General features: G+C 43.4%; 17 protein-coding genes. 3 read left to right on the top strand and 14 right to left on the bottom strand.

Annotation, left to right across the window (positions count from 1 at the left end; translation table 11 throughout):
- Window positions 1–375 precede the first annotated feature (375 nt).
- Window positions 376–1,842: a Na+/H+ antiporter NhaC gene (gene nhaC / locus C825_RS03630; RefSeq protein ID WP_010801428.1), complete on the top strand. Its 1,467-nt coding sequence runs from the start codon at window positions 376–378 to the stop codon at window positions 1,840–1,842.
- Entirely contained in the window at window positions 1,811–3,001 is a 1,191-nt protein-coding gene (locus C825_RS03625; RefSeq protein ID WP_007655843.1) for a dicarboxylate/amino acid:cation symporter, read from the top strand. The genes nhaC and C825_RS03625 overlap by 32 nt, the downstream gene beginning before the upstream one ends.
- 146 nt (window positions 3,002–3,147) lie before the next feature.
- Here C825_RS03625 and C825_RS03620 read toward each other — a convergent pair whose 3' ends face one another.
- On the bottom strand, window positions 3,148–3,675 hold the full coding sequence (locus tag C825_RS03620) for a 3'-5' exonuclease (RefSeq protein ID WP_007655844.1): 528 nt from the start codon (window positions 3,673–3,675) through the stop codon (window positions 3,148–3,150).
- A 99-nt stretch (window positions 3,676–3,774) separates the two neighbouring features.
- Here C825_RS03620 and C825_RS03615 point away from each other — a divergent pair, with 99 nt between their 5' ends.
- The gene (locus tag C825_RS03615; protein WP_007655847.1) at window positions 3,775–4,146 is read left to right on the top strand and encodes a hypothetical protein; all 372 of its coding nucleotides are present in this window, start codon (window positions 3,775–3,777) and stop codon (window positions 4,144–4,146) included.
- A gap of 98 nt (window positions 4,147–4,244) precedes the next feature.
- Here the strand turns inward: C825_RS03615 and C825_RS03610 are convergent, their stop codons facing one another.
- From C825_RS03610 to C825_RS03550, 13 genes are all read right to left on the bottom strand, one after another.
- The gene (locus tag C825_RS03610) at window positions 4,245–4,919 is read right to left on the bottom strand and encodes an SGNH/GDSL hydrolase family protein (protein ID WP_007655849.1); all 675 of its coding nucleotides are present in this window, start codon (window positions 4,917–4,919) and stop codon (window positions 4,245–4,247) included.
- 57 nt (window positions 4,920–4,976) lie between these two features.
- Window positions 4,977–5,987, bottom strand: coding sequence for a nucleoside hydrolase (locus C825_RS03605; protein ID WP_010801427.1), 1,011 nt, complete (start codon window positions 5,985–5,987; stop codon window positions 4,977–4,979).
- A 169-nt stretch (window positions 5,988–6,156) separates the two neighbouring features.
- The gene (locus C825_RS03600) at window positions 6,157–8,271 is read right to left on the bottom strand and encodes a nucleoside hydrolase (protein WP_010801426.1); all 2,115 of its coding nucleotides are present in this window, start codon (window positions 8,269–8,271) and stop codon (window positions 6,157–6,159) included.
- A gap of 24 nt (window positions 8,272–8,295) precedes the next feature.
- Window positions 8,296–9,762, bottom strand: coding sequence for a RagB/SusD family nutrient uptake outer membrane protein (locus C825_RS03595; RefSeq protein ID WP_010801425.1), 1,467 nt, complete (start codon window positions 9,760–9,762; stop codon window positions 8,296–8,298).
- Between the two features lie 26 nt (window positions 9,763–9,788).
- Entirely contained in the window at window positions 9,789–13,262 is a 3,474-nt protein-coding gene (locus C825_RS03590; protein WP_228100126.1) for a TonB-dependent receptor, read from the bottom strand.
- 154 nt (window positions 13,263–13,416) lie between these two features.
- Window positions 13,417–14,670 (bottom strand): FecR family protein, encoded by a 1,254-nt coding sequence (locus C825_RS03585; RefSeq protein ID WP_010801423.1) that lies wholly within the window; start codon window positions 14,668–14,670, stop codon window positions 13,417–13,419.
- A gap of 24 nt (window positions 14,671–14,694) precedes the next feature.
- Complete coding sequence (locus C825_RS03580; RefSeq protein ID WP_044215198.1) at window positions 14,695–15,249, bottom strand: RNA polymerase sigma factor; 555 nt, start codon at window positions 15,247–15,249, stop codon at window positions 14,695–14,697.
- A 285-nt stretch (window positions 15,250–15,534) separates the two neighbouring features.
- Window positions 15,535–16,683, bottom strand: coding sequence for a Gfo/Idh/MocA family protein (locus tag C825_RS03575; protein WP_232434159.1), 1,149 nt, complete (start codon window positions 16,681–16,683; stop codon window positions 15,535–15,537).
- Between the two features lie 115 nt (window positions 16,684–16,798).
- On the bottom strand, window positions 16,799–17,821 hold the full coding sequence (locus C825_RS03570) for a nucleoside hydrolase (protein WP_010801420.1): 1,023 nt from the start codon (window positions 17,819–17,821) through the stop codon (window positions 16,799–16,801).
- Between the two features lie 15 nt (window positions 17,822–17,836).
- On the bottom strand, window positions 17,837–20,122 hold the full coding sequence (locus C825_RS03565) for a family 20 glycosylhydrolase (RefSeq protein ID WP_010801419.1): 2,286 nt from the start codon (window positions 20,120–20,122) through the stop codon (window positions 17,837–17,839).
- A gap of 90 nt (window positions 20,123–20,212) precedes the next feature.
- Complete coding sequence (locus tag C825_RS03560; protein ID WP_010801418.1) at window positions 20,213–21,391, bottom strand: sialidase family protein; 1,179 nt, start codon at window positions 21,389–21,391, stop codon at window positions 20,213–20,215.
- An 83-nt stretch (window positions 21,392–21,474) separates the two neighbouring features.
- Window positions 21,475–22,977: a RagB/SusD family nutrient uptake outer membrane protein gene (locus C825_RS03555; protein WP_010801417.1), complete on the bottom strand. Its 1,503-nt coding sequence runs from the start codon at window positions 22,975–22,977 to the stop codon at window positions 21,475–21,477.
- 12 nt (window positions 22,978–22,989) lie between these two features.
- Window positions 22,990–26,121: a SusC/RagA family TonB-linked outer membrane protein gene (locus C825_RS03550; protein ID WP_232434156.1), complete on the bottom strand. Its 3,132-nt coding sequence runs from the start codon at window positions 26,119–26,121 to the stop codon at window positions 22,990–22,992.
- Window positions 26,122–26,570: the final 449 nt, after the last annotated feature.

Here is a 26,570-nt window from a genome sequence, read left to right as displayed (position 1 = left end):
AAATAGTCAAAACGATTAAATATTCGTACTAAAACAATCTTTATGACACAGTATATACAATATTCATAACCCACCAATCAAAATAAACCGACCTCCCAGACAAAAACAAATCACATTCTTTAACAAATATTATCCTTTAAACCCTTTTCATAACTCCACTACTACTCTTTTACATTTCAGTTAAACGGAGATTTTATTGGGTTTAAACGAAAAAAAGGTTCGTTTAAAACGAGAATGAGATCAAAAACAGTCGGGATTTTGTCAATTTTATTTATTTGGATGATCTGTCATTGGGATAATGAAATCCAGGATATCAATATATACATTATTTTCCGTATTTTTGCAGGCAAATAATTCATAAGCATATATATAATAATGGATCATACTCCCAAAAGGATACCCTCTCCCTTACTTTCACTGGTTCCCATACTTGTATTGGTAACCCTTTTATTTGTTACAATTCATACTTTTGGCAGTGATGCACTAAGCGGAGGAAGTCAGGTAGTATTACTTACGGCAACGGCTGTTTGCTGCCTGATTGCTATGGGATACAGCAAAGTGCGCTGGAAAGCGATCGAACTGGCAATGGTCAATAATATCTCCGGTGTGGCTACCGCGCTGATCATTCTGTTGATCATCGGTGCTTTATCCGGCAGCTGGATGATTAGCGGAGTCGTCCCGACACTGATCTACTACGGGATGCAGATCATTCATCCCAGTTTCTTTCTGGCATCAACCTGTATCATTTGTGCGATCGTATCCGTTATGACAGGCAGTTCCTGGACAACAATCGCAACCATCGGGATCGCCCTGCTGGGAATCGGGCAGGCACAGGGATTTGAAGACGGATGGATTGCAGGGGCGATTATCTCCGGTGCCTATTTCGGGGACAAGATATCTCCGCTCTCAGATACGACGGTCCTCGCCTCTTCAGTAACGGATACCCCTTTGTTCAAGCATATCAAATATATGATGATTACGACAGTGCCGTCCATGATCATTACACTGACAATCTTTACCGTAGCCGGTTTCGCACATGAAGCGACTGCGACCGACCAGATCGCCATGTATTCTGCCTCGCTGAGAGAGACCTTCCATATTTCTTTATGGCTGTTGATCGTACCCGTCATAACAGGGATTCTGATCGCTAAACGTATACCGTCCATCATCACCCTGTTCATTTCTGCTACATTGGCCGGCATATTCGCCTTATTTTTCCAACCCCACCTGTTACAGGAAATATCCGGCCTGCCGGTTCAGGATATGCAATCGCAGTTCAAAGGGTTGATCATGACTTTCTATGGCAGTACCCAGGTCCAGACGGGGAATCCGGATTTGAATGACCTGGTTTCCACACGGGGTATGAGCGGTATGATGAATACGATCTGGCTGATTATCTGCGCTATGTGTTTTGGTGGTGCCATGACGGCCAGCGGAATGTTGGGAAGCATTACTTCCGTATTTATCCGTTTTATGAAACGGACTGTCGGACTGGTTGCTTCAACGGTTGCCTCCGGCCTGTTTCTTAATATCTGCACTGCCGACCAATATATCTCCATCATCCTGACCGGTAACATGTTCAAGGATATTTACCAGAAAAAAGGATATGAGAGCCGTTTGTTAAGCCGCACAACGGAAGATTCGGTGACTGTCACCTCTGTTCTTATCCCCTGGAATACTTGTGGTATGACACAGGCAACCATCCTGGGTGTCGCCACATTCACATATTTACCTTATTGTTTCTTTAATCTAATCAGCCCGTTAATGAGCATCACTGTTGCTGCCATCGGGTTTAAAATCAAACGAATAAATGAAAAAGCTGAAAGTATCGCTACTGACTAAAGTAGTCATTGCCATTGCTGCCGGTGTATTATTCGGCCAGTTTCTACCGAATGGTATCGCACGTATCTTTGTGACCTTCAATTCGTTGTTCGGCAACTTCCTGTCGTTCTCCATCCCCCTTATTATCCTGGGGCTGGTAACGCCTGCTATCGGCGATTTAGGGAAAGGTGCCGGAAAGCTACTGGCCATTACGGCTTTGATAGCTTACGGCTCGACTATATTTTCAGGCTTCTTTACCTTTTTCAGTAGCTCGGCGATCTTTCCTCATATCCTGCCGGCCAATACGGAACTGACAGCCATGGATAATCCGGAAGATTTCATGCTGACGCCCTACTTTACGGTAGCCATGCCGCCTCTGATGGATGTAATGACGGCCCTGCTCCTATCATTCACAATCGGTCTGGGACTATCCTATATCAGCGGTAATACACTGCGGGAGGCATTTAATGACTTCCAGAAAATTATCACCATATTGATCGAAGCGGTAATCATCCCGTTGCTTCCCCTGCATATTTTCGGTATTTTCCTGAATATGACAGTCAGCGGCCAGGTAATGAGTATCATAACGATGTTCCTGAAAGTGATCATTGTGATATTCGTGCTCCACGTGTTGCTTTTGCTCATCCAGTTTACGGTAGCCGGAAGCATCAGCGGCAGGAATCCGTTCCGGCTGTTAAAGAATATGCTGCCGGCTTATGCCACCGCATTAGGGACTCAATCGTCAGCCGCCACTATTCCCGTGACACTTGCCCAGACGGTAAAGAACGGTGTCCGCGAGACAATCGCTATTTTTGTAGTGCCTCTCTGCGCGACCATCCATCTTTCCGGAAGTACGATGAAGATCACGGCCTGCGCCATGGCGATCATGTACATGGCCGGAGAACCGGTCACCTTTGCCGGAATGGCAGGATTCATCATGATGCTGGGTATAACGATGGTAGCCGCACCGGGAGTTCCGGGAGGAGCGATCATGGCGGCATTGGGATTGCTGCAAAGTATGCTCGGTTTCAATGAGACATTGCAGGCGCTGATGATCGCACTTTACATTGCAATGGATAGTTTCGGAACAGCCTGCAATGTAACCGGAGACGGTGCCATTGCGATTGTAGTAGATAAGATTGCCGGAAAACAACAGACTTCGCCCGACATAACCGAATAGTTTTTCAGGAGACATCACATTATTCATTGAAAGTCTTCCCAATGAAAAATAAAAAAGAGGTACGTCTATTTTGATTTAGACGTACCTCTAAATTCATTTACACCTACCTCTAAATCGAATTAGACCTAGGTGTATCCGAAAAACCTTTATAATAATTCCTGTAAAGTATTTACACCTTTTTCCCGCATCATTGTAATAGCGATATGTGCACAGGCATAGGCATCCGCCATTGCATGATGGTGATTCCTCAGGTCATATCCGCAATAGGCAGCCACAGTATGTAGCTGATGGTTCACTAGAAAAGGATACATTTTTCGTGACAGTCGGCAGGTACAATAGAACTGATATTTGGGATAGGCCAGTTCGTAAGCCATATGTGCAGCTTTCAGGCATCCTTCATCGAAAGGGCTGTTGTGGGCTACCAGTGGCAAATCGGCAACCTTCGGTGCAATTTTCGCCCAGACTTCTTCAAAGTCAGGTGCCTCATTCGTATCTTCCGGTGTCAGTCCGTGAACAGCGGTAGTCCACTGGGTATAATAGTTAGGATACGGGCGGATCAGACTGTACACCTGGTCGATCACATGATTATCTTCTATAATGACAATCCCGACACTGCATACACTACTGCGTTTCCCATTGGCGGTCTCAAAATCTATTGCGGCAAAGCGTTCCATATAAGTTTATTAGTTATTATGGCAAAGATAAAGATAAAAACATACGAAAAGACATTGTAGCCCGTTATTAATCATAGTAACACTTTAAAAGCTCACCGTATGAAAAAGAAAACCATGATTTTATTATTCTCTCTGCCAGGCCTGTTTCTTATTTTATGTGCGTTAACTTTTAGACCCATTAGTAACCCTCAAATGGATGAATGTTCTTTACTGCAAGGAAAACTGGCAAAAGTCAAGAGTGACCCTAAAACGAAAGACATTTATTTACGTCTGGAAGACGTAGATAGGCATTTATACATCAACAGGGGTTTAGAAAAAGGTCTGACCGAAGATTGCCTGAAGAAACTGATCGGAGAAAATGTGTCACTTTATGTGGTCAATCATTGGACTTTGTTGGATCCCCAAAGCAAAACAGGGCATGTATCGCAGGTTGAACATGCCGAAGAGATATTATATACGGAGTTTGACTAAATAGATAAATGAGGATGTGCCAAAATAGTCACATCCTCCATTTTTCATTTTAGTAGTTATGGATAAAAAAAACTGTTTCTTTGATTAAAGAATCAACGCTAGTACCGTTTTAACACCGGCAGAAGTATATTTTCCATGACCTTATATCCTTCCGCATTAGGATGTACCCCATCTCCGGAATACTTTTCAGGTAATCCATTCCGTTCGTCTGCCATTTTAGAGTGATAATCTACATAGGTAATTCTATTACGGTCTGCATATGCTTTAAGCATTTTATTCAGCTCGATAATTTTTTCCGCCGGCTCCAGTCCCTTATGCCAACTAAAGTCATAAGCTGGCAAAACAGAACACAGAATCACATCTATCTTATGAAGTTTCGCCAATTCAATCATAGAAACAATATTTCCCTTGATATTCTCCAAAGAGATATAACCGTTATTCTCCGCAATGTCGTTAGCTCCGGCAAGGATTACTACCGCTTTAGGTTTAAGGTCGATCACATCTTTGCGGAAGCGAACCAACATTTGAGATGTGACCTGTCCGCTGATTCCTCTAGCTATAAACTCATTCTTCTTAAAGAACAACGAATCAGCATACCACCAACCTTCGGTAATCGAATTTCCTATAAACACGACTTTCGAAGGTGTTTTTACAGTCTTGTTCTGTTCTGCATACCGTTCGAAATTGGCCCAGTCGACTGCCTGTTGGCCAAATAATGAAGTTGTGGCCAATACACAAATACTTAGTATCAACCATTTTTTTACGTTTTTCATACTACTATTTTTATTAAGTTACGTTATTACTAAATTCAATCCTTGATGTGTTAACAATTAAAGTTTGGCTTTTTTTATTAGTAAATGATCCATCATTATATTATAATAATTATCATCATCACATAACCGATATATCACGAAATGTTTTCCATCGGCGGCATCTGTAAATGTATTACGTCCCGTTTCAGTATCTATGGCTATATTTACACGTTTGAAACCTAACCGGTTAATTTTTCCGCAAGCATACCCGGCACACCATACTCCAAAAGGGTCCCAAGCATGACGACCGTTTTGAGTCCCGAACGCGACCAATGAACGAGTTACAATATCCCTCTTATCTATATCCACAGCCTGTAATTGACCACCGCACCTGAGCATTCCCCCCACTTCATTTGTAAAAAATAGTATCGGATAAGGCCAGGTCTTACTTACATAATCAATAGCCAATCGGGCTTCCTTAGTAAAGAAAAAATTATTACAACGCCCTTCGGGATAAGTTCCACCGACGATATACAACTGTCCGCATTTTTGTTTTACTAACTCAAGCCCCGACAAATCAGAATATTCATCCGGTTGGCTTTTCAACAGGGCTTCTATATTTGTCGTATACCCGGTAGTGACAATATCCACAGGCGTATTACTTTCTGACAATATCTTTCTATACATTTTTACAGCTTCATACGCATTTACATTACCATCGTTATATGCTGCCATCAAATCCCAATAAGGGGATTCATCCGGATTGTTTGCCATACTTTTTCCGATCAATACATCCGGTTTATTTTCATATAACAGGAAACCTCTCAATGCTTCCAGATTATTCTTTCCGACTATTGAATATGCGACACCCTTTAAATCGATAGTCCCATCATCATCAAGTGCCGTTGCAATCCTTACCGCACATACATCATCCACATCCGTACACATATCGACATCCAATATCATTTCCTTTCCGGGAGTGGTATTCAGATACAGCTCATCCACGTTTCTGTCTTCCTGCCGGTTCTCGTATGTCTTACAACCGGTCAAAAAGATGACCAACAAAATTATTTTAAATTTATCTTTCATCTCATATTTCATTTTTTATCCACTCACTGCCAGAAGATAATTGATATTAAGGCAGACAGAACGCAGATTACGGCAAAGTTATTTAATAAAATAAATTTGCGTTTATCCGCGTCATCTGTTCTGTCTGCGTTCTTTTACATGATCTTAGAATTTAAAGGTATATATTTCTTTATTTTTTACAGTCTATATCCAAAATGGTACCTTCAATATTACGATGGCCATTTTTATTATAATAATAAACTACAAGAACTCTATTATCTTCCAGCATAATCGGCCAAGGATAACCTAAATCCGGTCCATCACCATCATCACGAAGTATAAATTCTTCGGAAATGGCATAATCCGTACATTCTGCATTCAAAATTCTTGCCCGGATGCCAAAAGGCTTGTGACGATAGCCATATGTCAACAACACACGATTATCAGGAAGCCTCAGAGCCGCCAAAGGATGCCCCTGGAATTGCATTGATTTCCATTCGAAAGTCTTTCCTCCATCAGTCGACCTGGCAATACATGCATGATCGTACAAAGTAGTCCGTAGAAAACCGACTATATCTCCCTTCGGTGTTTCATAAACGGAAGCTTCATTGAATGCAACACTATCATCGGTAGCAACCAGTCCGGAATACTGCCAGGTTTCGCCTTTGTCCTCAGATACAAGCAAATGATTACTGGTTTTTCCTAACGGGGCAGGATCATGACCAGCCACAATCCAATAAATCTTGCCGTTTTTACCTTCGCACATGGCCCCTCTGTTATAAGTCGGCAGAGGCTCTCCCGTTGCGCTGATATAAATTTCCGAATCCAGCGTTGGAGGAATAATCGGATCTTCCCATGTTTTCCCCTTGTCAAAAGACCGCAAGATATATCCTCCTAAAAATGCAATTTCACCACCATGCCAACTCTCATGCAAAACAGGTTTTCCTAAATTGTCTATACCCTCCTGAGAGGAAAAAGCCCAGCCGTAACTGGCACAAAGCAAAGTTCCATCCTTTAATTGCAATAAACAAGGGTCCTGTGAACCACCAAAAGGATGGGCGTAGATTAACTCCGGATCTTTCGTCCAGTTTTCACCATCATTCGAATGAACCTGCACCAAATAGCTGTTAGGATCGACATGCGCATTCCCAGGTTCACCAAAAACTCTTCTGTCCGGTGCACGCCGGAATGCCACCGTATACTCATTGGGCCCCAGCTTTACAGCCGAAGGAAATGTTGCATGAAATTTAGGATCTTCATAAATAACCACATCTTTTACTTTTCGTATCTGTGGCTGTGCTGCCGCTTGCTGCCCCTCAGGGACATTACAGCCTAAAGCATTCCAAAACTCATTTTCCATTTTCTCCGCATCGATATTCGTGTATATATCGACCTTTCTTTTGGTTGTACCCGGAGGCGTATCTACCTTCTTTTCTTCCGCCCATTCCGGATTTGTGATCGCATAAACAAGAGCTACATCCCACATGGTCCAGGAAGAAGTCATATTGTCTCCAATCCTCTTTCTCCACCGATCCGCTATAAAAGTACCTATACCTTCCACCTTTTCAAGCTTATTGATCGAATGAGCGTTATGAAAACGCAGTAATCCACTTACGTTATTAGGCATAATATGGAACTCCAAATCTTCTGCATCGCAAAGAAGATCAAAGGCCTCCAAGTCATTAGCCACATTAAATTCATGTTCGCCTATCCATAAATCCTTTTCAAAATCATAGGTTTGCCCAAGCCAGTAAAGCGCTATCTTTTTAGCTATTTCAGGCTTCACCATTACAGCAGATGCCACATTCGTCAGGGCTCCGGTACTGATGATTGTCAACTTTTCTCCCGGAGGCAAGTCTGATGCTTTGCGGATAATAAAATCCGTTGCCTCACTTCTGCGAGGGTTGTTTTCAGGACTCCCTTTTTTATAAACGATCTTCCTCTCACTTCCCACGGGTAAGGGGAGGTCTGTCCGGTCTAATAACTGCACCAATACGGCATTCATCAGCCAACTGGTATAGGCAGAATTATCATTCCACCAAGGATCATGTCCTTCCCGCATCGTATTATTCCTTCCATCCCATTGCGCAGCAGTCATTCCGATGACTTCCAGCTTAGGCGACTTCAAAGCAGCAGCGATTGCAAGCAAGTCATCCAGCTCATTATCCGTATCGGCATCAATAATCACGTTTCGTACTTGAACATGCTGGGGAAGTGATGTATTTTCCCCAGCATTCTGTTCTTGTTTACAACCAAACAGACCAATACCAATACTTATTATTACACTAACAAGTAAATATCTCATCCCTATATTCTATTTTCAAGAGAATCAGTCTCCCCAACCAGGAGTCTGTCCGACTTGCGGTTCACGAGTCAATACAGTCAAGCTAAGCGGCCATAACAACATGTGATCCTGCCCTTTCTTATTATTCAATGAAGGCACTATATCAAATGCTTTTCCGAATCGTATGAGGTCCCACCATCTTTTTCCTTCGAACACCAATTCCAGCAATCTTTCTTTCAGAATCTCGTCGTCATTCAATTCTTTAGACCGGTTCACAAAGATGTGTTTGTCAAAATTATCACCATACGCTCTCTTTCTGATCAGGTTCATCTCTTCAGACGGATCCTGTCCCAATGCATTCTTGGCTTCAGCCTTCATAAGCAGCACGTCTGCCAGGCGATATAAAACGAAATCACTCCTGAAATACCTCTGACCATTTTGTACGACTCCCCGCCCTTTACGAATCAAAGCCGGATACTCCATCTCATTATTTTCACCATATCTCAACCCATCGACAAAAGAAGCCTCTTTCCGGCTATCGTCATCTGTAAATTGATTTTTAACCAAATCGCTTACAGTCCAAGCCATACCATTCCCGGTAGTACCTATCACCTCTCCGCTAATCGGATCTATCATACCGCCGTCTGCTCCGGAATAGTTATCCTTAAAATAATTCTCCCCACCATCATAAATAGTGTTTGCAATAGACATGATTATCTCCTCATTGCTTTTATTACCAAATTCAAACAGATCGGCAAAGTTCGGAAGCAACGCCACATCAGCCTTCAGCACTTCATTGCAAGCCGCCAAAGCAGTCTCCAGATCGGCATTCCCTCCGCCGCACCGTTTGGCTGTCCACAAATAAACATCGGCCTTCAAGGCATTGGCAAACGGCTGGGAGAAACGGTTTCTGGAGGCCCAGAAAGTATTGTCCTGAAACAAAGCGATCGCATTATCCAAATCCTCTTTTATCACTTTGAAAACCTCTTCCACTGTAGCCCGGCCTTTATGTACGGTTTCCGGATTGTAACCTTCGGTGGGCTCTACCCGGAGCGGAACACCGCCCCAGGTTTTAACCAACACAAAATACAGATAAGCCCGCAATGAATAAGCCTCTGCTAACAAGTTATTTTTTGTGGCCTCAACCGCATCGATACGAGGTATATATTTAATAAGCAGATTCGCCTCATTGACAATCTTATAGAGTGAAGTCCAGTCGGGACCCGGTAATTCCTGGCTCAACGTATTTTTATAATACCGCTCATAGATATCCCCTGTGACTGCCCTCGTAATCACATCACTTCTGGATTCTCCCAACGTAAACAACTCACCGCACGACATCGACCTGAGTTGTACATACGAATGCGTCAAGACCCCTGTTGCATCATCTTGATTCGTCCAAAAAGACTCGTTTGTAATAGCACTCTCAGGCTTCTGGTTCAAAAGATCCCCACATGATGAGTAAAATAACAGAACAAACAGGCATATAAATAAATTACTATACTTATTCATAACTTATCGAGTTTTACGAAATTAAATTAAAATGTAGCAGATACGCCGAAAATCACATTTCTGGGAAGAGGATAACGCCCTGAATCTTTTCCTCCGAACTCGGGATTCGCACCCGAATATTTCGTGAAATAATGAAGGTTGTTTCCGGTTACATTCACTTTCAGGTTCTGAAAAATTTTACTCATCATACCTGTAAGCGGCAGTTTATAACCCAACGTAAGCTCTCTGATGCAAAGGTAATTACCCGATTCATAAAATTCAGAGTTCATCATACCCAATCCATACCAATCGCCACCTCTCCACAAGTTATAATCTTCATTCGGTATATACACCGGCAATGCAGCTATGTCACCTTGCTTTTTCCAGCTCTTGTCGATCATTTCCTGCGGTATATTGAGGTTACCAGCCCAGCGTCCGCAAAGAAAGATTTTCTGTTCGTTAAAGATAGTATGTCCGGTCATATAGTCCATACGCAGGTACAAATCGAAATTCTTCCAACTCCAGGAGCTTGAAATACCGCCTGTCCACTTCGGATACGTATTACCCATATAACAAATATCTTTCTCATCGATTTGGCCATTACCATCGGCATCATACCAGCGGGTATCACCACCGTATTTGGTCTTATCTTCATACGGGTCCATCATATCAACCACGGGGTCGGCCTTCGCTTCCTCATCGGTAGCATAGATTCCCAACGACTTCCAGGCAAAAAGATCACCGATCCGGCCACCTTCCTGAAGACCACCTACCCAGTCGTAGTCATTGATTTCCGGATTCCAGGCATAATAACCTCCTACCCGGTTTCTTTCCACACCGTTTTCCGGAAGTTTACGAATCTTGGTTTTCACATGAGAGGCGTTGAAACCTAACTCCCACTGCAATTCGGATCTTTTCGGCATTACCTGCACCTTTACCTCTACTTCGATACCACGGTTGTCCAGACTACCGTAGTTAGTGGTAATCACATCAAAACCGGACGACAAAGGCATAGGCAACTGTGTAATCAAATTATCGGTCCTACGACTGAAATAATCGAAAATAACATCCACGCGTTGATCGAACAAACCGACATCCACACCGACATCGAACGTTTTAGATTCTTCCCATTGCAAATCTTCATTCGGCAAAACCGTATTCGCAATTCCGTTTACCCACATATACCTTCCCTGGCCAACAGAGTATTCGCCCTGTGCCGTATACGGTCCCATGCCGGTAATATTACCATTGACACCATAACTACCTCTCAGTTTTAAACGGAAAGCATCCGCATCCATATCTTTCCAGAAATCTTCTTCATGCACATTCCATCCGATAGAAGCACCGGGGAAGAAACCCCATTTATGCTCTCTACCCAACATAGAAGAAGCATCGTAGCGGGCATTCACCGACAACAGATAGCGCTGTTTGTAGTTGTAATTGATTCTTCCGAAATAACCCAACATAATCTGTTTCGACAAATTGCTGGTCATATGCTTGTAATTGGAAACCGCGTTCAACGTCGGAATCAAGTCGGTCAACGCACCATCCCCACTGGCCGACATACCATAGCTCGACTTGAAATAGTAGGAATAACCAGCCATGACGTTCAAGTGATGATCCGTAAAATCTTTATTGTATGTTAATACGGCATCCGCCTGTGTCTGCCACCATTTAGAATAACTGGCACTAGCCGGGCGTACTGTATTCACGTTGTTCACACCATCCTTGTAAGAAGGGGTAAAGGAATATGTATCCAAAGCTTCTTTCCAAATAGAGAATGACGGCGCGAATGTCAGGCCCGGAATAATCTCCCAGTTTCCATCGAAGATGAACGTAATATTCTCATCGCTATTCTTATTGGTATTCCGATGCAAATGATAAGCCGGGTTTCCGTTCCCTTTGATACCGGGAGAAAGCGTACCGTCTTCGAAAGTATATTTCGTTGTCGGCGCCTGTCCGATGGCACGAGCAAAGATACTTGTTTCATTCACACCATTATTGGTATATTTACTGTAGGAAGCACGTCCGCCGATCTTCAGGTTAGGACGCAGCTTCACTTCTCCACCCAGGTTGAATGTCAAACGATCATAGTATGTAGTGATAACGGTACCCTCATTCTTCATATAGCCTGCACTGGCATTGAAAGTAGCTGTTTCGGAACCACCCGAAACGTTGACATTATGATTGTGTGAAACGGCTGTACGGAACAACACATCCTGCCAGTCTGTCCCTTTGAAGATGATGGTTTTCGACGGATCGATCGGGTCGGGCATACTTTCCCATCCTTCGTTCAATTTATGCTTGTTTTCCGGAGTCAGATATTGTGTTGTATAAGTTGTATTCGCTGTCAGGTCGTTACCCGTACCGGCACCTGTGGCCGTATAAAGATCATTCAGGCCGAATCCCCAGCGCTGATCGGCAATCTGATGTCCGATACGGCTATAATAGATATAGTCGCGGGCAGATGCCATATCATATCTTTTTCCTACCTGGGAAAGTGTAAGGTCGTATTTATAAGTGACACTGGTTTTTCCGGCTTTACCTGTTTTTGTTGTAATCAGAACGACACCGTTTGATCCGCGTGCACCATAGATGGCAGTGGATGCGGCATCTTTCAGTACCTGCATAGACTCGATATCATCCGAATTAATACCATCGATGTCGTTACGGATCACACCGTCCACGATATAGATCGGATCAGCGCCATCGGGGCTGTTGATTGAGGTACCGCCACGCACGATGATACGGGGGTTTGCACCCGGCTGTCCGGTAGTAGACTGTACTCTGACACCAGATACGGTTCCTTGCAACGCTGTAACAAGGTTTGAATAAGGTACGCTCTCAAGCGCTTTCGTATCCATCTTGGAGACAGAGGTAGTCAATGTAGCCCTTGACTGTGTGCCATATCCAACGACAACGACTTCATCCAGTACTGTATTTGGCTCCAGAATGACATTGAATATTTTCTTTCCGTTCACAGCCACTTCCTTTGCTTGCATACCTACAAAAGAGAACTGCAATACGGCATTCTTAGGTACACCACGCAACTCAAAACGACCGTTCAGGTCGGTAATGGTACCATGCGTCGGATTATCCTTCTCCACAACAGTTGCTCCGATAACAGGTTCTCCTGCTTTATCCTGAACAACGCCTGTCACATCGATGCGCTCTACCTGCGCAACCGCGGGCAGTGGAGTGGTGTTTCGTTTGTTTTTTGCTGCGACGCCGATGAATACTTGGCGGTCGTCGATCGAATAAGCGTTGCCGGTTTGCAGCAACACCTGGTCGAGTATTTTGTCGATCGTCTGGTCTTTCACATTAATACTGACCTTTTTCTTTAGATTAACAGCTTTGTCACTATAGAAAAAAACATATTCGCTATTTTTTTCTATCATTTTGAATACTTCTTCCAGGGTATTGTTGTCTGCTTCCAAGGTTAACAAAGTGGACTGCGAATAACTGCTTGCAGCATTCGCGAAACATATACCTGCTATGAAGAATAGGTTTATCAGTTTCATAATCCGAATGAATCTACTAAAAACGGCATGCGTATGGCTGCCTTTTAAATTATTTATCATACATTTGTATTGATTTAAGTTGATACTCTGTGAAATTTTCAATTTGAATTATGCCGGATAATGTAGGGGTATGTTATCCGGTTTTTTATACTCATTACTCCATAGGCTTGCTGTTTAAGGGGGTTACGCTAAAATAATAGCAATCATCTTGTTTCACGAACTTTACGGGAATCATCTTGGTTAATCCGTTCAAGACTTTTTCCATATCATCCTTCAAATCCAGTTTACCCGAGCAAGTCAGGCGTTCCAATTCCGGTTCCCATTGGATCGGTTTTCCATAATAATCCGACAATCGCTGCAATATGACGGATAGACGTTCTTTTTTATATTGCAACAAACCATCTTTCCAGGATATATAATCATATACATCTACAGTCTGAATATCCACATCGCCGGCCGATGTACACCGGAACCGTTGATTAGGAATCAACTCGGCTTTCCGGCCTGCTTCCGTGCGGACATGTACGGAACCTGTCACCAATACGACATCATCCGTCTCTTCATGACCATACGACTTGACATTAAAGGAGGTTCCCAACACCTCGACAGCCATCCGGTCTGTTTTCACAACAAAGGGATTGCCTTCGTTGCGGGTTACGTCGAGAAAGACTTCGCCATCTACATAAATCTCCCTCTTATCGCCTTTGAACGAGACGGGAAATATGACATGCGATCCGGCATTCACCCAAAGTTTGGTGCCGTCAGACAGCAACAAGGTGGAATGTTTGCCTTTAGGTACGATTAACTGGTTATAGGTAACTGTCGCCTCTTTTTCTTTTTTATCGCCAACTGCCTTTTTATCCTTATTTCCCTCCATTACCGTTTGGGAATTGACCTTGATTTGTCCTTTATCGTCGTATTTGACATCTGTATTGTCTTCTTCAAATCTCATTTGTTTGTTGTCCGACAACACCAGGCAAATGTCTGATCCGGGCTGTACATTCTTCTCTTTTTTGAAAGCGGCAATCATATCAATCATATTATCTCCCTGCCGGTTGCTTTCATAAAAGAAATAGAGCGATACACCCAACAAAATAAATACACATGCCACGGCCGAGAAGCAGGCGGCATAAAGCGTCCGTATTTTTTTCTTCAGAGAACTTTTATTTTCTATTTCTATTTTACTCCACAATGCTTCTTTTTCTTTACGAAGGAGTTTTTCTTTAGGAGAGTGTACTACCTCGATAAAAAAAGCCGCTTCTTCAAAATCCTGTGCCGACAAGTTGCCACTTTGTATCAGAAAATCCCAAAACTCGCGGCTCTCCTGTGTAGGATGCAAGATAGATGATATGAAATAATCATCCTGCAATAATTCATCTACTGTATATTTCTTATATTTCTTCTCCATCTTGTTAATCCAATAATCAATTTATCAAAAACGAACAAATATATCATTATGCATGAGTTCTCTTATCTTCAGGATAGAGCGATGAACCAGGTTACGTACAGATTGATTGTTCATGTGCATCAGTTCTCCTATTTCATCGTACGACATCTCTTCTACATAGCGATAATAGATCACTTCGTTTTGCTTGGGCGACAAGACCTGCAAAAGTTTTTTCACCCTGGCAACATTATTACTAGCAGTCTCATTTTTCAGAAACTGGTCTTCTACGGAATATTCCGTTTGAAAAACAGGTTCTATTGTCTCTATCTGATAATATTCAACACTTTTTTTGAACAGATCGAACAGTTCGTTTTTCAACGATACAAAAAGGTAACTTTTTATATTATTTACTTTCCTTTGTTTGGAACGATCTTTATATAGAGAGATAAAAACCTCCTGAATACAATCTTTAACCGACTCGCGGTTGGTGGTAAAGTGCATGCCGTAGGCGAACAAGTCGTCTATATACAGGTTGTACAACTCTGTATATGCTCGGTCGTCGCCTTTAAGAAAGCGCTTCCATAGACTATCTATGTGCATCTGGTCGCTCATTTTCCTTTATTTATTATACAGACTTTAATATTAAAAAATTGTACTCAATTTCTTACTGAAATTTTTCAAATTTTATTTCCAAGAAGGAGAATTAGTCGGGGAACTACCTATATTACGCCATTCCTTACAAGTGGAACATCACTGAAGGCAGAACATACAAGAATGCAGCCGATCTGTCACAGACCGGCTGCATTGGTTATCACACAATTCTATAGCATGAAAAAAAATGTAAAAATGTATTAGTCATGGTATATTTTATACATGTATAAATGTTTAATCGAATACCGGTATCTTCAATAACTCGCCATCGTGCATGGCCGATTTGTGGGCAATGATACCAGGGATGGTGTAAGCCAGCGCTTCATGTACATCGACCCCGGGCTTGCGGTTTTCCACAAGCGAGCTGATGAACTCGTGGGTAATGAAACAATGCGAGTTGCCGTGTCCACTGATATGGCTGATCTTTCCGGGCAAGCCGGTCTTCCAGAAGGGTTTCATTTCGACAAAGTGCATTTCGGGTTCGTCGACAACGAAACCGCCTTCGTCTTTGCCCTGCATTTCGCTGGAGACTACCTGATGCGAACCCAGGCCTTTATATTCGGAATAGTAACTCATTTTGTCGCCATGCCACTGGCCTCTTTCAACGCCTACCAGCGCACCTCGCCAGCATACTTCGCCCATGAAGGAGTTGCCCTTGTCGGTACGGAAGAGTGCAGTCTCATTCCAGAAAGGGTTACCATAAGGGTTGTTGTTCAAAAGCGGGCTTCCATCGCCCCAACCGTTGCAGGCTACGCTTACGAGTCTTTCGCCGGTGACGGCGATCAGGAAAGAGGTAACATGCGTAGGGTATAGCATCGGTGGAAGGCCATGCCGCCAGGTCGGTTTCTTGTTGTCGTCGAAATACAAGGTTTCCAGGCCGGGATGATAGTACTGGGCCGCACTGCTGAAGATGTTTCCGAACTTGCCTGCGCGATAGAATTCCTGTGCCATCATGGTTTCTTCGCGGTAGGTGGTTGTTTCGGCCATCATGTACGTGAGTCCGGAACGTTTCACGGCTTCAAACAACTGATAGCATTCTTCTTCGTTCATGGCGGCCGGAACGGCGCAGAGCACGTGTTTGCCGGCCTTGAGGCACTGGATTGTGTGGCGCACATGGTCGGGTGCCGGGGTGAAAAGGGCTACGGCTTCGACTTTGGGGTCGCGGAGCAGTTTCTCCAGCGATTCGTATGATTTTTTACATTGGTAGACTTCCATCAGTTTGTTTCTCCGTTGGGTGTCCAGATCGCTCACAGCTTCAACGATGCAGTTGGGATGTTCGTGGAAGAAAAAACCTAAACCGAAGTTGCCTCCAACTACGCCCAGACGGATTTTCTTATCCGAAGCGAGTGGCTTGGCAAATGCGAAGCGTGGCGAAACGCACATGGCTGCTGTGGCCAGTCCGAACTGGCTTATGAACTGTCGTCTGTTTATCTTTTCCATATTCTTTTATGTATTAAAAAATGTGTTTTAAATGGGTATTAAATAATTCGGTCAGCAATTAAAGTTTGGCTTTTTTAATTAACAGGTGATCCATCATGGCATTATAATAGTTTTTGTTATTGCATAGCGGATAGATGACGTAATGCTTTCCATCGGTTGCATCGGTAAATGTATTGCGACCCGTTTCGGTATCAATGAATATATTTACCCGTTTGAAGCCCAGCCGGTTGATTTTACCACAGGCATATCCGGCACACCATACGCCGAAAGGGTCCCAGGCAAGCCGTCCGGTATCGGTTCCGAAGGCGTATAAGGCACGGGTTACGATGTCTTTGCGTTCGGTGTCTACGTGTTGCAAGCCGGCGCCGCATACGAGCAATCCGCCTACATTGTTGGTGAAAAAGAGTATCGGATAGGGCCAATGCTTGCTGATATAATCTGCCGCCGTACGGGCTGCGGGGGCAAACCAGATGTTGTTGCAACGCCCTTCCGGATAGGTTGCGCCTACGACGTAGAGTTGTCCGCATTTTCTTTTGACGAGTTCCTGGCCCGTAAGCTCGGAGTATTCGTCTGGTTCGCTTTTCAGCAGGCACTCGATGTTGGTGGTGTAGCCGGTTGTAACGATATCGACCGGGGTATCGCTTTTGGCGAGTATTTTGCGGTACATTTTTACAGCTTCGTAGGCATCCACCTTGCCATCGCTATATTCGGCCATCAGATCCCAGTAGGGTGATTCTTCAGGCGGGTTGGCTACCGCGCTTTTTCCTATCAATACATCGGGCTTGCCTTCGTGAAGGAGAAAACCGCGCAGGGCATCGAGGTTATTGGGTCCGTTTACGGAAAAGGCTACTCCTTGCAGGTCAATGATGCCGTCGTCGTCGAGTGCTGTTGCGATCCGCAGGGCACAAGCGTCGTCTACATCGGTACACATATCAACGTCGACGATCATTTTTTTATGGGGAGTTGTATTCAGGAAGAGTTCGTCCGGATTTCTGTTTATATTCAAATCCGTCTGGCTTCCGTCGGTTTGGCAACTTCCCAACAGGATAGTTGCCAACAATAGTTTATATATGTGCTTCATGGTTTATACAAAATTTTAATTGCTTTTTATCCACTCGCCACCGGAAGGCGGAAGGTATTGAAAATCGATTGGGTACCAGCAGGTGGCAAATCCTTCTTTCAAGCGGTTGGAAAACACGAGGTCGAAAGAATGAATACCTTTTTCGAGGGCGATCTGCGTCTTCTGCTCATAAAAGCGGGAAGAGGTGGGATTACAGATTACTAGTCTTTGTGCAATCCACAACTCATCCGCGTTCGATTTAAAAGTGTAAATACCCGTCTCCGGTACTTCGATTTCGCCGGAATAGCATGCCAGTCCGGGGGTTTTGAAATCGAATTTATTGTTATTATATGCAGCAAAAGAGTTTATTATCGTATCTGTTTCGTATACTGCTTTTGCAAAGTCGTTATGATCCTTAAAAAGGCCGTTTGCCAGCCGGAGGTGGATTCGTCCGTTGCAGATACCGTCGACTGCGGGTCTGGGTGTTTGCTTGTCAACGTTTATGGTACGTATCGGACTGAGTTTGCCGCTTGCAGTCTTTGTACAGACTTTGAGTGTACACGGCTGGTGCAGTACTAACCGCTCCGGCAAAGAGGGAGCATGCATGTCGGGAGTTGATCCGTCTGTCGTATAGACCATAGGCAAGGAACGGCTGTTTTTTAATTCCAACACGACAGAATCTCCGGTAAAGACTTTGTTGGTCGTCAATTCTCCTTCCGGAAGCGGAATGTGGTAATTGATGCCTTTCAAATCCAAACGGACCTGCATGTTTTCCAGACGGCGCAGGAAGGCGTCCCAGTTTTTCTTTTCGGGTGTTGTCCAGGCTGTTTCCGCCAAAGCCATGGTTCGGGGATAGAGCATGTATTCCAACAGTTCTCCGGAGGGCGTCCATTCGCTCCATAAGCATGCTTGGGTACCGATTACATGTTTTCTTTTGTCGGGAGCCAACTCTTTTGGAAGCGGCTCGAAATCGTATACGTCTTTCAGGTAAGATTGTCCGCCCATAGCAGCCGGTTCTACTTCATCGGCGCCTTGTGCAGCACATAGGTAGAGACCGTCGGCCATGGAAGCCATAACAACGTCGTGGCCTGTGGCTGCTGCCTTGGCTCCGCATTCGGTGCCTTTCCAGCTCATTACGGTTGCATCTTCAGGCAATCCGCCTTCCAGAATTTCTTCCCAACCGATCATGCGTTTACCCAACGTACCGGAGATAAAACGCTCCATCCGTTTGATGGCATAGCTTTGCAATTGTTCTTCCACCGAGTGCTCCGGAGTTGGGCGGAGGTTCAGCCTTTTGGCTAATGCCTGGCAACGGGGACATGTTTGCCAATATCTCTTAACACATTCGTCTCCCCCGATGTGTAAATAGCGGGCTGGAAATAGTTCGGCTATTTCCGTCAATACATTTTCCATAAAAGTGAATACGGAGTCGTTGCCTACACAAAAGACATTCTCTTCATAGCCAAAGACCTGTTCACTTTTAAAAGGTCCGCCGCTACATGACAATCCGGGGAAAGGAACCAGGGCCGACAAACTGTGTCCCGGGAACTCTATCTCGGGTATCACCTCTATATGATGACGGTCGGCATAGGCTACCAGTTCTTTTATATCTTCTTTTGTATAATAGCAAGGACCGTATAACTCTTCATTATATGTTTCCTGTACGGCAGAATATTCAACCAGTTGCGGATACTTATCGATAGCTATACGCCATCCCTGATTATCCGTCAGATGCAAATGCAGGCGGTTCAGTTTAAGCATGGCCATCACGGATATCTGTTTTTTCAGTTCTTCCACGGTAAAGAAATGGCGGCTCACGTCTATCATCACTCCTCTGTAACTGAACCGTGGATGGTCTGCAATTTTAACAGCAGGAACAGATAGTTTCATTTTCAATGGTTTCGCACTTTCGATTTCTGCCGGTAAGAGTTGGAAGAATGTTTGTATGGCATAAAACATACCCTTTTCTGTGGCGGCCGAAAGTGATATTTGCCGGTCGTCTACTTCTATTTCGTATCCTTCTTCTCCCAGTTTTTCATTCGTTTTGAACCTAATGCAATTATTGGAAGAGTTATCCGAAAAAGAGAGTTTATATCCGCTTGCTTTTTCCAGCTTATTCATTAATATAGAGGCTTCTTTTTCCCAATCACCATTTTCCAGTGATAGGGTGGTCGAGTTGCTGACAGGAAAGACGCCTTGTCGAACTTCCAGCTGTAAGGGTTCCGGTATGATATGTATTCCGGAATTGTACACTTTATCTTCCACAGAAAGATGGCAGGATATGAAAGAATAAAAAAACAGATATACGAAGTATCTTTTCATTTTGAGTTATATCTTACATGTTAGGAGTTATAAAGCGGAGGGAGGTCTGTCGACCTCTCCCCCTCTTATTTTAAGCAGAAAATCAATATGCTATTTTTTCTTTGGGTCTACTTCCAGGATCGTACCCCCGATATAGCGCTGACCGTCGTCTTTGGTTATATAGTAAACGACCAGTACTTTGTTATTATCTAGCACAATCGGCCATGAATAGCCCACGTCTGTACCGGGTCCGTTATCATCACGAAGTATGATTTCCTCTGTGGTTGCAAAGTCTGTACATTCTGCATTTAAAATCCGGGCCCGTACGCCACAGGGTTTCTCCCGGTAACCGTATGTCAGAAACACGCGATCGTCCGGTAGCCTTACAGCCGCCAGCGGGTGTCCGTAAAAACCCATCGGTTGCCATTTAAACGTTTTTCCACCGTCTGTAGAACGAGCGATGCAGGCGCGTGTTTCCGGGTTCTCGGTACGTATGAATGCGACTATATCTCCTTTAGGTGTCTCATAAACAGAAGCTTCATTGAATATGAATTTCTCATGAGTTGCCACGATACTTGCGTATTGCCAGGTCAGCCCTTTGTCGTCCGAATAAAGCAGGTGATTGGATGTTTTTGTAAGCGGATAGTCATCCATGGCAGCCACTACCCAAAAAATTCTTCCGCTTTTACCTTCATACAAAGCTCCTCTGTTATAGGCAGATAACGGGTTTCCCATCGGGTCTTTATAGATTCCATCTTTCACTGCGGTAGGATAGATCGGTCCTTCCCATGTCTTGCCATTATCAAAGGAACGCATAATATATCCGCCCAAAGCAACCCAGCCTCCTTCGTGGTAGACAGGTTGCTCCAACTGGGCAATGGCATCTTCCCGGAGATGTGTCCAACCGTAGCTCGTACAAAGCAACGTTCCGTCTCTCAGTGTCAACAGACAGGGGTCCTGGGATCCTCCAAAAGGATGTGCATAAATTAATTCGGGATTTTTTGTCCAGGTTTCACCATCTTTGGAACGGACCATTACTAAGTAACTATTCAAATCGGTATGTGTCGGGTACGGCTCTTTCAACATGACCCTGTTAGGGGCACGGCGGAAGGCGACCAGATAATCATCACCGCTTTTTACAACAGAAGGAAATGCTACGTAAAACTGCGGGTCGTCGTATACAACCACATCTTTTATTTTTCGTACTCCCGGCTGTTTGTTCAACTCTTTTGCCAGTATATTGCCTGAAAAGCAGGAGAAAGCAAAGAGTATTATCAAAAATATTCTCATTTTTTTAGTATTTGTTTTGTATTATAGACTTCAATAATAAAATTTTGTACTCAATTTTTCTTTGAGAATTTTACTATTATTGGTCAGTTATCGTATCCCGGGTTTTGTTTTACCATGGGTTCTTTACTCATCAAATTATCGCTGATAGGGAATAATTTCAGATAATCTTTTCCTTTTTTATTCTGAAGAGACGGAACCAAATCGAACGCTTTGTCAAAACGTAATAAATCCCACCATCTTTTACATTCAAAGGCAAACTCCAACAAGCGTTCTTTCAGAATCACTTCATCATTATATTCTTTTGAACCGTTGACAAAGACATGTTTGTCGAAGTTTTCTCCATATGCTCTTTTTCTTATCTGGTTGATTTCATCGGAAGGATCCATGCCCAAGGCATTTTTCGCTTCTGCCATCATCAGGAGAACATCAGCATAGCGGTAAAGAATAACATGGCTCATAAAGTATCTGTGTCCAGATTCAACCAGTCCTTTCCCCTTCATACACACGCTTTGATAATATTCCCGGTTGCCAGCTTCGTCATAGGTATATATTTCATACAATGTGCCTGCCTTTCGGGTATCATCGGGATCATACGAGTCGACCAACAATTTCGTGGGGCAAGTAAGCGCCTGACCGCCGCCTGTCGGGAAAAGCATATTTCTGGTTTCATCATCGATATTTCCCGGAACGCCTGCCTGGATGATCCAAGTATGCCAATAGAAGTTATGATTTCTTTCGTCTTTCTGATAATGAGCACAAAATAGAAGTTCCGAGTTGAACTTATTGCTTACATCAAATATTTTACCGAAATCAGCGATCAAATCAACTCCCGGTTGCTTAACTTCCTTCAAAGCATTCAAAGCAATTGTGAAATCCTTTTCCCCTCCATTCAGCCGTTTTCCCGTCCAAAGATAAACATCACCTTTTAAAGCATTTGCCGCTGGTTTATTCCAATAGATTCTTCCACTGGCAGGCGCGCCGCTATTCGGATGGTCGGCAAAGAGTTCAATCGATTTATCGATATCACTTTTGATAAGTGTGAATACTTCTGCGACAGACGATCTCTCTTTGTAAAGCACTTTAGGGTCTGTACCCTCAACCGGTTCGGTACGGATAATCAAGTCTCCCCAAGAGCGGACCATTACATAGTAGGCCCAGGCTCTCATCACATAAGCTTGTGCCAAATAATAGTTTTTATCTGCCTGGGAATTAAAATTGACACCTTCCGCATATTTGATAATCAAGTTACACGAATTGATTAACGAATAGAAGGTTTTCCACTCAGCCCCGACCGTTGCGGAGGTAAGCGTATTATTAAAATAAATATCATACCCACCGGCACTACCTGCTGCATTCAAACCAGTTGTCTCGGCACGGGATTCGCCCAATAAAAACAATTCTTCGTCAACTTCTCTCAAGTGAGTATACATTCCCTGAATTGCAGCCTTGATATCTTCTTCTGTTTTCCAAAACGAATTGCCACTGATTACACTCGGTAGTTCTACATCCAGCACATCACAACTTACTAACGAAGTAAACAAGACGGCTATTATTGCGTTTCTAATTATTCTGATTCTATTTTTCATAACGTCATGTTTTTAAAATGTAAGATTAGCTGAAAAAGTCACGTTTCTAGGCATTGCATAGCGCCCGTTATCGGTTCCTCCATCTTCAGGGTTCAGCCCCTTATAACTTGTAATATACAAAAGGTTGCTACCTGTTACGGATACACGTACATTACTGATTCTCGCTTTTTTAAATATCTCAGGCAAGAAAGAATAAGAAAGAGTCACCTCACGGAAACACAGGAAATTACCCTTTTCGTAATACATTGATCCGGGTCTTGCTCCCGTTGCATTGCACTGTGTGAAATTACCTCTATAAAAACGAGGATAATCCGTTACATCTCCTTGCTTTTTCCAGGAGTATTTTACAACATCCTGCGTCATATTGTTGCTTCCGAACAACGTGTAATCCATAAACATCCTCGCCCAGTTATAAATCGTATGTCCGGCTGTATAGTCTGCCCTTACATAGAAGTCGAAACCACTGAACGACAAATTACTGGAAACACCGCCCGTCCATTTCGGATATTGATTTCCTATATATATCCGGTCTTTCGAATCGATCTTACCGTCACCGTCTGCATCCAACCAATTTACATCACCTCCGAACTTTGTTCTGTCTTCAATAGTTATAAGCATGTCTTGCGGAGCTTTGGCTGCCTCTTCATCAGTTGAATAAACACCCAATTGTTTATATCCGAACATATCCCCCATAGTTCCTCCCTCCTGCAAGCCACCTTGCCAAGTATGTTGTTTTTTGGATGCATCCCATACATATTCACCTCCGATACGATTGTTTTCCACACCGTTTTCCGGTAATTCCAAAATCTTGTTCTTTACCCTCGATGCGTTAAACCCGATCGTCCAACTGCCATCTTTCCCAAAACGGAGTACTTCAGCATTGATTTCCAGTTCTACACCTTTATTCTCGAGGCTTCCCAGATTAGTATACACCTCCCCCAGACCTGTAGATGGCGGCAACGTAAGCATTGTAATCAAATGATCGGTCTTTCTTCTAAAATAATCAGCCGTAATATTCAGTCGGCCATTCAAGAATTTAAAATCACCACCGATATCGAATGTCTTCGAGCGTTCCCATTTCACATCATTATTTGCCGGGATACTGATACGAATAGCAGGATTTCCGAAAAATGTCTGTCCCACACTATAATTACCGTCAGCGGCCCAATCGGCAAGTCCGTTGATATTACCGTTCACACCATAGCTGGCACGCAATTTGGCTTTCACGATTTTCTTCAGTCCGTCCGGATAAAAATTCTCCTGGTCAATATGCCAACCTCCCGAAACTCCCGGGAAAAATCCGTATCTGTTATTACGTCCTAAGTTAGAGGCGCCATCATAACGGGCGCTAAAGGTCAACAGATATTTGTTTTTGTAATTGTAATTAATTCGTCCGAAATATCCCATCATCTTATGCGTAGTACTCGAACTTGAAGCCTTGGTTCTTTCCGCAATACCGTTCACAGTCGTAATATTATCCGTAGCCCCGCCTCTACCGGCAGCTTCGATCGAATCGATAATACGTTCCGTATAATTCAATCCTAACATAGCAGAAAAATTATGATCTTCCCAAAACGTCTTCGTATAGTCCAGTACAGCGTCTGCCTGATAATGCGACCATTCGGTATGATAGGCAGAAGCCTCTCTCGTTTTTATCTGTTGACTCGGTCCATTCCAATACGCCGGCATAAAACGGTTTTTATCGGTATTCGTTTTATACAAGGCGATTTGAGGTTTGAAGGAAAGTCCCGGCAAGATCGTCCAGTCCGCACCCAACGACAACGTATAGTTCTCCGATTTATCCGTATATTTCGCAATCGACATAGAATATAACGGGTTACTCATCCCCCATTGCGCACCGGGAGCATATGAGCCATCCTCAAAATAAATCTTGGCAGTCGGTGCTAAACTAGCATTTCTGAAAAATGAAACATCGGTGCCGAAAGGTGATGAATGCGTTCTTGTATTGGAATAATACACTCTTCCCGTAACGTTCAAATTATCCAAAACCTTTACTTCGCCATTAATATTGAAAGAAAAACGATTATAATCCGTTGCACGCAATGTACCTTCGTTTTTCAGATAACCTATACCGGCCAGGAATTTTGCCCGTTCGGAACTACCACTCACTTCGGCGTGATGGTTATGTGAAAAGCCGGTGCGATAAGCCAAATCCGACGTCTTATTATCTTGGAATATCAATGTCTTAGAAGGATCTACAGGATCCGGCATGCTTTGCCAACCCTCATTCAGTTTATGTCGGTTCGAATCATTCAAATACTGTGTGGTGAATGCTGTTTGATTGGTTAAATCATTTCCCGTACCATAACCATGTGCCATCCCTAATTCGCTGCTTGCATCCGGGAATTTATCCTGCATGATCATACCCGTACGATGCATAGTCAGATAATCTTTAGCATTCGCCATCTTATATTTCTTCCCTATCGTTGATATGGTAAAGTCATATGAATAAGAAACCGAAGCCTTACCAGCCTTAGCCGACTTAGTCGTTACGATAACAACACCGTTCGAACCTTTCGCTCCGTAAATGGAAGTAGACGCAGCATCTTTCAATACTTGTATAGACTCGATGTCATTACTTGACAAATGATTGATGTCGTCGCGCGTAATACCGTCGACCACATATAAAGGAGCAGCCCCGTCCGGGTTCTGAATAGAAGTACCGCCACGTACAACAATACGGGGAGCTTCACCGGGTTGTCCGGAAGTACTTTGCACCCTCACACCGGAAACCGATCCTTGCAAAGCAGACGCCAGATTACCATAAGGCACGCTTTCCAACACCTTATTATCAACCTTTGAAACAGATGTCGTCAACAATTCACGTGATTGCGTACCATATCCGATCACGACTACTTCATCCAAAGCCTGTGAATTTTCCTTTAGAGTAATATTAAACTGGTTTTTCCCTCTAACGGATATTTCCTGACCGTCATATCCGATATAGGAAACTAGCAAACTACTGTTATTGCCTACTTTGAAAGAAAATCGACCATCCATATCCGTAATAGTTCCGTTAGTCGTTCCTTTCTCTGAAATATTGACACCGATAACAGGTTCGCCTCTTTCATCAACAACAACTCCGCTAACTTCTTTTTTTCCTGTCGATTTCGGAGTTTGCACAGAAGAAACAGTTATCAAAATTTTATTACCCGATACCTGATATTGAAGATTTCGTTTCGATAGTATATCAGTCAAAACACTTTTCAGTGACCGTTCTTTCACTGATACTGTAACGGGGGCTTTTCCCACAAGATCAGCATCCCGATAAGAAAAACGGTAAGTTGATTGCTTTTCTATTTCTTGAAAAAGACGAGGCAATGTGACATTCTTTAGTTTCAGGTTAACATTACCTGTTTGCGCATTCGCTGGTATAGTTGTTAAAAAGATAAAACTTAGTACAAGTAACAAGTTTGTTACACAAAAATTCGTACTTTTACGTCTTAACTTAATTAAGTGTTGAATAACATTCATAATAAAAAATTTAAAGTTGACTTTTAGTTTTTTTACTGCTATGCCATCACATAGCTTCGCGAAACTGAATTCGACGATTTATCCGGAGAGCCTGCCCG

The organism is Parabacteroides sp. ASF519, assembly GCF_000364265.2.
Classification (GTDB): Bacteria; Bacteroidota; Bacteroidia; order Bacteroidales; family Tannerellaceae; genus Parabacteroides; species Parabacteroides goldsteinii.
This window is presented reverse-complemented; position numbering and strand designations above follow the sequence as displayed.